General features: G+C 40.0%; 4 protein-coding genes. All 4 read left to right on the forward strand.

Going from position 1 to position 13632, the window contains the following annotated elements:
* Positions 1 to 7 precede the first annotated feature (7 nt).
* The 4 genes from I5907_RS12450 to I5907_RS12465 all read left to right on the forward strand — a co-directional run bounded on the left by I5907_RS12450 (position 8) and on the right by I5907_RS12465 (position 13337).
* A complete protein-coding gene (locus I5907_RS12450) occupies positions 8 to 8506 on the forward strand; it encodes an RHS repeat-associated core domain-containing protein (protein ID WP_196991146.1) in 8499 nt (2832 codons plus the stop codon).
* Between the two features lies 1 nt (position 8507).
* Entirely contained in the window at positions 8508 to 9068 is a 561-nt protein-coding gene (locus I5907_RS12455) for a hypothetical protein (RefSeq protein WP_196991147.1), read from the forward strand.
* 822 nt (positions 9069 to 9890) lie between these two features.
* On the forward strand, positions 9891 to 11123 hold the full coding sequence (ltrA, locus tag I5907_RS12460; protein ID WP_231402095.1) for a group II intron reverse transcriptase/maturase: 1233 nt from the start codon (positions 9891 to 9893) through the stop codon (positions 11121 to 11123).
* Between the two features lie 363 nt (positions 11124 to 11486).
* Entirely contained in the window at positions 11487 to 13337 is a 1851-nt protein-coding gene (locus tag I5907_RS12465) for an RHS repeat domain-containing protein (protein ID WP_196991148.1), read from the forward strand.
* Positions 13338 to 13632: the final 295 nt, after the last annotated feature.

A 13632-nucleotide genomic window follows, 5' to 3' on the forward strand; every position in this document is an offset into this window, starting at 1 on the left:
AATTTATATGCAGCATTCGTTAAAAAAATTTTTGCGTTTGTTCAGCGTGTTGGTGCTCATGTCTTTTTGCGTTGATGGATTGGGTCAGCAGGGTCTTTCGGCACCGTTTATCGACTCCATACCCGTGAAGAAAGACTCCTTCAGGATTGTCAGGGACGAATTATTTTATTCGACCGTGCTGCACTCCAAATTAGTCAAACCATACTATGAAAAAAACATTGTAACGCTAAAGTTCAATGAGTCGGCTGGATTTATTTTGTCAGGACCTTTTTCGGTGACAACCGTAATACGTACTGATTTTGTTAAATATCGTTCTGCGACAGATTCTGTTACAGGTAACAGACTGGATACGTTGACTATAAATTATAATGCGGCAGATACGGCTAAATATAATAGCCAGCATAGTGTTGTTTTCGACAGTATGCAGAATGTGAAAATAACGGTTACCAAAGTAACCATTACAGGAACAGGGTCAACAGCAGATATTGTAAAATCAATGCTGGTGGAGAACCAGGTTCAGCCGTCCCCTAACTTTCTGTTCTCTTGTACCGCCAATGCGCTCACGGCAATAACAATTGATACAGATCCTTCCAAGATAAGTACCACAGGTGAACTCAACATTCTCTGGCCGTTAAGTATAGGAGCGGATGAATACGATCTTGAGTGGGCGTTTATAGATCAGGGAGCTTTAGAGTCCGGGGAGTATGGAAATGCAACAAGTCCTGATGCAGGTTTTGCTGCAAAGGTTTTTCTCAATAACGCCACAAGGATCACTACTTCTGACTTGAATTACAAAATACCGCTGATCTTTCCTGGTCAGGGAACATTGTATGTAAGAGTCCGTGCGGTGCAGAAAGGAGTGGCTGGTGCGAGGTATACTTCGGAATGGAGTTCCTCAACACTACCGGGGGGCTTGGGATCATATTATTTTACAGGACATCAGCCAAATTTAAACTGGCAGTCTTCAGTATCTTTTGCTGAAGAAGGAAAACGTAAAGTCGTGGTGAGTTATTACGACGGAACGTTGAGAAGCAGGCAGACGGTCACAAAAGATAACACCGTAAACAGAACAGTTGTAGCAGAAACTTTCTACGACTATCAGGGACGCCCTGTTATACAGGTACTTCCGGCTCCAACCCTCAGTCGGCTTATCGAATACAGTGCAGGTTTTAATCATACAACAGACAATAAAGAATACAATAAGTCCACATACGATCTTCTTTTAAATCCTGCTGCTTATTGCGGCCAGTCAGCACCGGAAATGGGCGTTCAGGCAAGCGGTGCAGCAAGATACTATTCATCGGCATCGGCAGGGTCCGGAAACCTTGAAAGGTTTTTGGCAGATGCAGAAGGATATGCTTTTACGGAAACTGAGTACACACAGGATAATACCGGAAGGATCAGCAGACAGGGAGGAGTAGGTAAAAGCTTCAAACTGGGCAGCGATCATGAAACAAAATATTTCTATGCCACCGCAGGGCAGGATGAACTGGACGCATTGTTTGGAACCGAAGTGGGGGATCATAGCCATTATTTTAAAAATGCCGTTCGGGATGCAAACGGACAATTCAGCATCAGCTATGTTGACATGCACGGGCGGACAATCGCAACAGCACTGGCAGGAACAGGAGATGCAAATAATAATTTGGTTAAGCTGGCGTCTTATAATGCTCCCGAAACAATTACTGAACACGTAACAGAACCATCCGATAACGTTATTAAAGATTTAGTGATGGAAAGTCATCGCAGCATGTTGGTGACTAACGAAGGAAAGTACCTATTCCACTATGATCTTGACCCGCAGACGTTCAAAAAAGAAAACTGCCAGGAAGATAGTATTTGTTACAATTGTTTATATGATCTTGAGATTATTATTACGGGCGACTGTAACAATCAGAACATGCCTGGTAAAACGACCTTTATGAAAACCATAAAGCATGGCTCGCTCGCAATGATCAACGACACTTGCGGCAAAGCTTCAGTGGGAATCCATCTTGTTGATAGTTTATTTCTTTTACCCGGAAATTATGAAATCACTAAAAAGCTTTCTGTGAGCAAATATGCCGCTGATTTCTATAGGGAAAACGTATTTGTTCCAAATAACACCTGTACAACCGAAGAACAGTTCATTGAGCAATCCCGTCAACTGGCATTGCAGGCGGAATGTGCTCCTACATGCAGCTCTTGTAACGAGGCATTAGGAGGATCTTTTGAAGGCTTTTACCAAAACTATATTGATTCAACTGGCATTGACATATCAAATACCGATACGGCAGGACTTTGGAAAGAGGTTTGGGTCATTTATCAGGATGCTAAAGCTACATGCGACGCCCTTTGCGGTATTGTACCCAGCGAATACGACGAAATCAAAAATCTGATGCTTGCTGATATGACTGCTTCCAGTGGACAATACGCCAATAATCCAGAGGACTTTGATGTTGTTACCACGACAAACAATTATTCGATTTTTCAACCTTTCAGAGGAATGACACCTTACAAGGGGAAGCAATATCTCGATGAATTTGGTAATGAAACAAAAATACTGAACGACAACGGGCAAATGGTGTATCCAAAAGATCTTGATCCTGAACAATTTGCTCGGAAATTTAAAGATAGTTGGGCAGAAGCACTTTTGATTGAGCATCCTGAGTTTTGTAAACTCGAATTGTTGGAGTCATTTAAAGCTTCCTTGGAGTGGAATGTCAGGTTTGAAAATACACCAACTTATGCACAGGCACTTGCCAATGGTTATTTAACCCCATTTACAGTCGGGGTAGACCAGGACCCGCTTGCTGCCGCAACTACCGGAAATCTGCTGGCTGTAAAAAACTCTCTTCAGTCGAAATTGAACTCATACGTGTCTGGTACTTCAGAAGGGGTTACCGCATTTTTGTCAATGGAAGAAATGGCGGTTAAAGGCGTGAGCTGTGATCAAGGTGATTTTGAATGTCTTAATGATTTTGATACCAATAAAAAACATTTCAGTGATTTGTGCGCCGGAGAACAGGAGATGGCCTGGAAATTGTTCAAATCGTTATACCTGTCAACCAAACGTGAATTAATATATAACAGTATCAATACTTCAAGCACCTGTTCAATTACACCTGCGTCTCTCTTTGCTATACAAAAAATGCCGCGGTTCGTTTCATCACAGGACCTTACACAAACGAACCAGGATGGGCTTAAATATTGGAACGAATTAAGCAGTTCTTCCAATAAGACAATTATGAATGATTCAATTGCTGTCAGGATGGATAGCGCCTACTCAAAAAATTGTCAGGCATATGCAAAAATGTGGTTCGATGATTTAAGGAAATGCGTTGAGTATGATTCTGCTGATATTGTAGATGAAATAATACCGGCACTTGTGGAGGTTTGCAAAAGCGGCTCTGATGCAAATCACCCGTTCGGTTCCCGAGAAAGGCCTGATGGCTATAGTTTTGACAATGTGATCAATGCATACAATGCCTCACACTCGATAGAAAAAGATGAGTTTTGTAACGCGGATGTGCTTTCGGCTCCGGGTGGCTTTTCGATAAAACCGCCGTTGACCAACCAACAGGTATATACCAAGCCGGATAGTTGCACATGTTCTACGATTTCAGCAAGACACAATGAATATCTTTTATATGCACCAGGTAGCTACAGTTCGTTTTCAAACTTCATGAAAGAAAAGCACAATGCCGAAATAAGTGATGCTGATCTTACAACATTATTAGAACTGTGTAATGGCACCTCCGTATGCAGGTATATTGCTGCACCTGTTGTTTTACCTCCGGCATTACAATGCGGCAGTGATGCAGGTTGCAAGACTTGTAGTGAAGTGGGTGCCGTATATGCGCAATTTGACACCACATATGATTTTGAACCAACCAGGGAAGAAGTTGATGAAGTTCATCAGCGTAGAAACAAGTTGTTTGAGAATTTTATGAATAGCCGGCTTGGATTGAATAAGTCAACTTTAGAGTATCTGGATTTCAGGGATACCTGTTCTGCTATTGGGTCATTTTCTAATTTAACTTATAATGCTGGAACGAGCAACTGCGTAAGTTGTGACAGCTTACAAAAATTGGTGAATCTGTACTTCGATACCCTTAACGCAAATGCAGGTAGTGAATCCCAGATGCTTATTTTCATCAGGGACACCTTGAACAAAAAAGGTCTGGTTACTGATACATTGACGATCAAAAATGCGTTGAACAATTGCAATAATAGCTGGCAAAAAAATGTGGCTTTTAACTCCAAGGATATCTTGGTATTTCGTGGTGAGGATTGGGTTACACCGGGGGTGTCTCCTTATCCCAAGCCCAAAAATTTGGGTATAGGTAAGGATGGAGCGAATTGTTCAATTGAATTTTGGGCTAAGCCAAATAAATTAGTCAATACGCAAACGTTTTTATCACTTGGAGGAAATACAGATGGAAGTTATGATTTTGCAAAGCCTTTTAACACTGGAACTTTTCGCGGATATTTAAGCGTCTTACAGGATGGCCAATTATATTTCGGAGTAGGCGGCGCACCCATATCGACCCCTGTCAATAGGTGTTTAAGTTTAAGAATAAGGACGATTGATACGATAAGTAAGGATCAGTGGCATCACATAGTACTTACGAGAACGGGATCGGGAAAAAATGTCTCAGATCTGCACATCTTTGTCGACAATCAACGAATGAATACTGAAGTTGTGTTAGGTTGTGATACAGTAGCCAATGGAAATATGGCTCCTGATTCGTGCAGAGGATTGTTCATTTTTGCAGGAAACATTTCAGGAGGAAGCAATGATCCTGTACCCTTTATGCGAAATCTGCGTCTATATAACAGGGCGCTTGATTCTGCAGAAATCAGTTACAATTATTTCCAATGCGATGGGCTTCCGTATAGCCAGGATTCAATCAGGCTGTGGGCTAAATTTAACGAAGGGAAAGGACGGGCAAAAGATTACACTAGTTACAATACCCCAGCCCGGTATTTAAATGAAGCGTCACCTGGATTTGACACAATTGTAATAAATAAACGTGCCTGGACCGGAACTAAAGGACTTGTATCCGCCTCAACATGTGCGATTCATCTGGACAACGCTCTCTGTGAATACATCGCTAAAGACAGTTTGTTGTTATGCAGTAATGTATCATATCCTCAGGTTGAAATTAAAACCCCTGACATCTGCAGTGACAGTGCCTTCTTTGCCATAAGCGATGGAACAAACCGTTTCAGTAAATATAGTGATTCACTGGAGGGTGAGTTTGACAGTGCTTATATGGCGAAGTGCCTACAGGCTTACAAGTATGAGTCATTCACGGTAACGCATTCTGTCAGTGAATACCACTACACCCTTTATTACTATGATCAGGCTGGAAATCTTGTCAAAACAGTGCCTCCGGCAGATGTACATCCAAACAGAACAACGGGTTGGCTGGCCGATGTAAAGACGAGCCGGGCCCAGAAGATTCAGCTTGTGCCTGTACGTAAGCAAGCAACAGACTATCGTTACAATTCGCTGAATCAGGTGGTAAAGCAGACAACACCTGATGCAGGATTAAGTGAATTTTTTTATGACAGGCTTGGAAGACTGGTCGTTTCAAAAAACAGGAAACAGGCTGTAAGTAACAAGTACAGTTATACCAAATACGATGAATTAGGAAGAATTACGGAAGTTGGTGAACTGACAAGCTCTGCAGCAATGAATTTTACTGTTAGTAAAGATATCACTGCATTGAACAATTGGATGACAGATCCAACTACAGCGGCAAGTCGAAAAGAGATTACTTTAACGACTTATGATACAGTTTACCCTGTTTCACTTGCGCCGTACCTAACACAGCGGCATCTTCGAAACAGGGTATCATGGACCGCTGTATACGCAACTGCAACGGCACGGCAAAATATTGTAGATCAGACAACTGCTACTTTTTATAGTTATGACATACATGGTAATGTTGATACTTTGCTGCAGGATTATGCGATCGGGTCAATGCAGCAATCCGGAAACAGGTTCAAGAAGATTGTTTATGATTATGACCTCATCAGTGGAAAAGTGAATATGGTGTCCTACCAACCTGATAAAATTGATGCGTTTTATCATAAATATAGCTACGATGCTGAAAACAGACTGACTGATGTTTACACCAGTGCAAACAAAATACATTGGGAGCATGATGCCTATTATGAGTATTATCGTCACGGGCCATTGGGCAGGATGGTGCTTGGGCAGCAACAAGTTCAGGGGGTAGACTACGCTTATACCCTTCAAGGGTGGCTTAAGGGCATTAATAGTACTGCTTTGACACCTGCAGGCGATATGGGTTCAGATGGTGACGCAGGAAAAACTGTAGCCAGGGATGCTTTTGGATTTGCTCTGCATTATTTTGGCCCTGACGACTACAAACCTGTCTCCAGTACTAAAACCGTTTTTGCTTCCGGAAACAACGGCAGTGGTGCAGATTTTAAACCATTATTCAACGGAAATATCGCGGCTATAAGCAACAGTCTTCGTTTTGGGAATAATGTTCCTACCAAACCTTTGCTTTACCAATATACTTATGATCAACTGAACAGGTTAGTTGGTATGCAGGCAGAAACTGGTTTGGATACAACTACAAACACATGGACGCCTGTAAAAACCAATGATTATAAAGAAGCTGTCACCTATGATGCGAATGGTAATATAATCACCTATGACAGGAATGGTGCTGCAAACATAAACGGCATCGCTATGGATGCTTTGAAATACAAGTACTATTACATTGACCAAAGCGGAAATAGACAGTCTTATAACCCGGCATCACCTCCTGCAGCAAATACGGTAAAGACATACACTAATCAACTTGCATACATTGATGATATATCCAGCAGCTATACGGATGACATTGATGCGCAAGCTTCCGGCAACTACGTCTATGATGAGATCGGTAACCTGATAAAGGATAATGCTGAAAACATAGATGAGATTCAATGGACAGTCTATGGCAAGATCAAGCGCATTATTAAAAAACAGGGTGGTACGGTGATTTCTCAAATCGACTACACCTATGATGCGGCAGGAAACAGGATCAGCAAGATCGTTGGAAACAAAGAGACCTGGTATGTACGTGACGGCAGCGGTAATGTAATGGGAGTTTACACAAAAGATGCAGGCATAAACAATGGGCACCTAACATTAGACGAAGTGCATTTATACGGCAGCAGCAGATTTGGCTTAATTAAAGCTAATATTGACGTTACTCAAAACTATATTCCACCTGCGAACGGCGGTAAATATTTTCTTACATTTACAAGAGGGAAAAAGTTCTTTGAGTTGACCAATCATTTAGGGAACGTGCTGGCTACAGTAAGTGATAAGAAGGTTAGCATTGCAAAAGCGAGTCCCAACCAGAACCAGGTTTCGTATTACTTGCCGCATATTATAAGTGCAAATGATTACTATCCCGGCGGTATGCAAATGCCGGGTAGGGCGTACTCATCATCAACTTATCGTTATGGATTTAACGGGAAAGAACAGGATAACGAAGTTAAAGAAACAGGTAATCAAATTGATTACGGCATGAGGGTACATGACCCACGTTTAGGACGTTTCCTGTCAATAGACCCTCTAACACGTAACTACCCCTGGTACACACCGTATCAATTTGCAGGGAATACACCAATACAAGCAATAGACCTTGATGGCGAAGAACCAAAGATTATTATAAGTAGTGCTCCCACTGGATATACAATGATAAAAGTGTACGGCTCTCCCGGCAGAGGAATTTATCCTAATGAACGCATTGCCGTACCCACATATCAAGCTAAGCTTATTGACATTAGTAATCCGAGCAAAACATTAGCAACCTTCAATGTTACGAGAGACTCATGGTATTCCAGAGGTTCGAAAACTGAAACGTACAAGACGACAAAGACTGTTAAAGAATATAGCCCATTAGATATATTCCATTGGTTTCCTGAATCTAAACAAGTAGAAGAAACACATACAAAGACAACATACTATCTAACAAACAGGGCTTTTGAGCCTGCTGACGGCGGTAAAAATCTTTATACAGGAGTATATCACACGATGCCGCATAATACTAATTTAAAAGGGTTTGAATTACGTCAAAATGGTTCCAATTCTATTGCCGCTGTACCATTCACTAAAGACATGAATACCTATTTAGATGGTCAGCCTATAGATGATGCAAGAAGTAATTTAAGTAAAGCAGGTGGTATTAACTTTCACATCGGAGGCTTTTATTATAACAGTGGAATGAATATGAATCGTCTTGCAGGTTCGTATGGATGCTTTATGTTCACTCCAGGAAGTAGCACCTTTTCTTCTTCGGGACAAGCTGAAGGCTATTTTAATACTCTACTCAATTTACAAACATCTAATGGTGATTATAACAAGCTGTTAGAACAGATAAACGAGTTAAGACAAAAATACGGAGGACAGATGTTCATTGAAATACAAAAGCGAAATAATTATGAAAAGACAAAGGAGGTTTCTACTACAACAACGACTACAACGAATTAAAATGAAAAATTTTTGTTTAGGACTACTCACGCTTATTGTATTATCACTGAATATTAGATGTTCATCTAATACAAGTAGAAGAAAAAATATTGCAAATCAAGATACCTCTATGTTAAAACCTTCAATATTGATAGGCTACGATTCCTTGCCTATTTTTTTAGGAAGTCAAAAGAGTGAAGTTGGCAGAATAATCAATCTCAAATGGGATAAAGACAATGATGCTGATGTAAGTGAGGTTGGCTATTATGCACCATCACAGGTCATTCATTTTGAAAAGTTAAAAGGAGACTTAGATTTGTATTTTAAGTTTAGCAAAAAAGATTCAGTATTGACATATTTTAGTGCCAGTGTTGTTTTTGACAACTATTATAGAGATAAAATAATCCCAAATCTTAAAAAGGAACTTGTCAGAAAGTTTGATAAGATTATTGATTTTTTTCCTGAAGCAATTAGCAGTAAAGATGGCGTAGTGAAAAAGTATAAAGATTATGAGATAAATGTAAAAATGGATAGTTCTTCCTATTCGCCGACTTTTTATTATTCCATTGAATTATTGAGATAGCGAAGTGCATTTAATTGTTTTTTTTAAAAAAAGTTTGCAAAAATGTAAGCGACTTTTTTATGCCTTCGCCTCCCTTCGGTCAGCTCGGCGGTTTGCAGCAAGAAAATATTTTTTTATCCCCAAAATATTGCTTTCAAAAAAGTTTTTCACACTGCCACATTGGCTGTAACTAAATGTGGATAAGCATTGTATAAGTTTCCGTCTCCACAGAGGTGTGTCACGAATGAAAAGGGTTGATAGTTCTTTTCAATGTTGTATAAGAGATGGCAGAAGGTCTGCCGCATACGCCATACAGTTGGAGTATGCAAACCACCTGAAGGTGCTGTGTTTAAAAAGCATGATGCTGAACGTTCAGGCAAAAGGTAATGTAAGGACATTATCAGGTAAGTGTAAAGAAGCTGAATGCAAATGAACCGTTGAAGACATGTCGAAAGGACAACTTGTTGGTAAAACTGTTGGAATCTCTGTACTGGCAGGACAAACTGTAACGGGCAACTGTTTACTGGTTACAGACCAACCGGCATTAAGATGGCAGGAGCTTTACACAGGCTTTTATACGAAACGTGAGAGGCTTAATTGTTGATGTGCCAATGTGCTTTGCAGGAAGTTTTTTTTTGTTTAGAAAGCGACTGTTCGTCAAAAGACGAGTGTTCATACTGCAACTCAATTCTGCTCAAGGCAGGAGAAGCAACAAAAAGCGTCGGACTGAACCATAGTAGTATTGAGAGCTGGTGAAAGCCGGCAGTAGCGAAGGGTTCAGGTTATCTGGTTAAAGTATTTTAAAACAACTCTGCCGCAAGGTGGAGGATGATGATGAAAAAAATGACAAAATCATTGCCGGTTAGTAAGAGGATGGTGTACAACGGTTACCTGAAAGTATGCGATAAAAATGGCAGTGCGGGCATAGATAAAGAAAGCATTGAGATGTTCAATGCAAACTTATCGGGCAACCTGTATAAGATTTGGAATCGCATGACATCAGGAAGTTATTTCCCACCACCTGTGCGAACGGTGTTTATTCCAAAGAAACAAGGCGGCGAAAGACCATTGGGGATTCCAACGGTAAGCGACCGTATAGCACAGGGTGTGGTAAAAGATGATTTAGAACCTGCAATGGAAGTGGTTTTTCACAAGAGTTCATTTGGTTACAGACCAGGTAGAAGTGCCCACGATGCATTAGTGCAATGTCATGAAAACTGTGTCAGCAAAGCATGGGTATTGGACGTTGACATTAAAGGATTCTTTGACAACATCAGCCACAACATTATGCTCCATGTATTGCAGCAGTATACGCAGGAAAAATGGGTGTTGATGTATGTAGAGAGATGGTTGAAAGCAGGTGTTGAGCAGAAAGATGGAAGCATAATGGCAAGAACAAAAGGCACACCGCAGGGTGGCGTTATCAGTCCGTTGTTAGCGAATATTTATCTGCATCATTGCTTCGATAAGTGGATGGATAAAGAAAATCCGCGATGTCCTTTTGAACGCTATGCCGATGATATAGTGGTGCATTGCAGTAGTAAGGAAGAAGCAGAACAAATGCTGGAGAAGTTGAAAGCAAGGATGGAGGAATATGAATTAACACTACATCCTGATAAAACTAAGATTGTGTATTGCAAGAACTATCAGCGAACTGACAAAAGCGATAATGAAAGTTTTACCTTCCTGAGCTATAGTTTTCAACCACGGGCAAGACAAGACAAGTTTGGTCGTAAGAAAACATTCTTTGTGTTTAGCGGTGCAATCAGCAATGCTGCCAAAACATCAATAAGAGAAGCGATCAGAAGAGTAATGATTCCAGGATGGAGCCAACAAACACTGGAATGGTTTGCAAAGAAGCTCAATCCAAAAATGAGGGGATGGATCAATTACTACACGAGGTTTAACAAGCATGAGGCACTGGGTGTATTTAGTTATTTAAATGAACTGATAAGAAAATGGTTGAAGAACAAATACAAGCTTCGAAGCTATAGATCAGTTTATGTAAAATACAAAACGGTACAGGCAGAAAAAGAAGAACTGTTTTATCACTGGAGACTTGGAATAAAATCATGACTGGATAACAAGAGCCGTATGAGTTGAGAAACTCACGTACGGTTCTGTGAGAAGCTTGAGCTGCAATGTTCTTGTTTACTCGACTCTCCTGACAGGGACTCTGCGTGTATTTATACCAGTGATGCTATATTAGTTCTTGCAAAGAAATTAAATGCTTCAAAGTGTGCTTTTTACCCCTCGCTAATGAATAACCTTAATGAAACCGCAACGAAAAGATGCCATAAAAAACTACCGTACAAGTGAGTGACACAAGGGACGATGCCATGAAAATAATTGCAGACTACATAAGTCTTGAACTACTGTTATTACAATGTATTAAATATCTAAGGTTTAAACCTGGCAAATAATTCGTGGAATGGTGCATTGGAATTGAATGCCTATCATGAAATAGCAGACTACGATGGTAATGGGAATATCCTGACTTATTACAGAAGAAGGGGTGGAACATCTGATGCAGTAATGGATAACCTTATTTATCATTATGAGCCAAATAATAACAGGCTTAATTATGTAAGTGATGCTGTAACCACAACATCAGTTTACGATAGTGATCTCGAAAATCAAACAGTGAATAATTATTCGTACGATGAGATTGGGAACCTGACAAAGGATATTAAGGAAGGTGTAAATGTTATATCGTGGAATGTTTATGGAAAGATCAAAAGCATTCAAAAATCTAACGGTGTAACATTGACTTTTACTTATGATGCTTCGGGAAACAGGATTAGTAAAAGCGTTTCGAAAGGTACTGTTGATACGACAACGTGGTATGTGCGGGATGCATCAGGAAATGTAATGAGTGTATACACGAAAGGGGATGCATCGGTTAATGGGGGAGCGCTTACACAAGTAGAAGTTGACCTTTATGGCAGTAGCAGGCTGGGGCTTTATAAACCATTATTGAATGTGCAATCGCCGCCGGCTCAAACAGCTGTAACATTGACTGGTATTGGAAGTGGAATATTTATTAATTTTAAGCGTGGCAATAAGATCTTTGAATTAAGCAATCATTTAGGGAATGTTTTAGTTTCGGTTTCTGATAAGCGTTTGGCCAATACTGTAGCGGGTAATAATATAACCAGTTATAAAGCTCAAATAATCAGTGAGACAGATTATTATCCCTTTGGTATGCAAATGCCGCGCAGAACTTACAATGCTGGAAATTATGCTTATGGCTTCGATGGAAAACGTAAGGATAACGAAATACACGGTGAAGGAAATGCTTATGATTTTGGCGATAGAATATACGACCCAAGATTAGGGAGATGGCTTGCGGTTGATATGGCAGCAAAATCTGCTCCTGGGTGGACACCATATAGATTTGGTTTTGACAATCCAATAAATTTTAAAGACCCTAATGGTCAATGGGAAGAGGATGGACATTTTTGGACTGTCTATGCAATGGGAGTTGCTCTTGGCATGAGTAAAACAGATGCAAGGGAATTAGCCGTAAAAGCCGAATGGTACGACCATGTAGTGCATAAAGATAATAGCATGTCTATCCAAAAAATCCCAGGTAAAGAATGGATGGCATGGGGTAAAGATGGGGGAGTTGGAACTTGGGCTGACCCTGAATGGCAAAAAACAATGCATGGATTAACAGGAGGTTCACAAAGTGAATTATTATCCAGTGTGATTGCAAAAATAATTGGAGGGGATTTGTATCAATTACATACACTGGGGGATTCATGGGCTCACAGTTATATTGATGATAAGGGTAATAGAGTTATGTATGGACAGCATGGCAGAAATGAACCTTGGTATGCAGGCATTGCAAGGGCAGTTTTAGGGGATATTACTTTTGAACATGCTAAAGCAGGGCCTGAACATGGAAAATATGCAGATAATATCGCTGACCGCCCTGAAGAATACAAACAATATGTTACAAGCCTGTTGGGAATCTTTAATTCCAAGTTTCATGATAAAATAAAAGACAACGCAAGGACAGACATATTCGACTACGTCCAAAAAAATGGAGGCTCTAAAGAAGCCAATATCTACCTTCTTCAAAATTATATAGACCTGCAAACAGGGACTAAATCTTTTGCAACAGAAAATAAAAGTTATAATGAAAAATTTGAAGGCTACTTAAAGCAAATGGGAATTAAGTATTCGACTTCTACAACAACTACTTCTACAACAACATCAAGTGCAAGTGGTAATGTTCCTATTACCACGACAACAAACCATTATAACATAACAATTAATCAGTAAGGGTATGAGTAGTATTAGTAAATTCTTATCAGTTAGTTTATTCAAAACATTTATAATAAGCATTGTGCTTACCATGATAGCGTATCAGATATTAAATTCTAAATACAATAACACTTTGGAGCAAAAGCAAGGAAATTTTATTGAATCTATGGCAGGAATATTTTGGATACTTGTATTAACTATTTGTGCGCTTCCGGTTTATTTTAATAATATAGATGCAGTTAGAAAAAATCCAATTCTTTGCATTCTATCATTTTTTTTGTTGCCAACTATAGTTTCATTTGTTTTTTGGTAT

This window comes from Panacibacter microcysteis, from assembly GCF_015831355.1.
In the GTDB taxonomy this organism is placed as follows: Bacteria; Bacteroidota; Bacteroidia; order Chitinophagales; family Chitinophagaceae; genus Panacibacter; species Panacibacter microcysteis.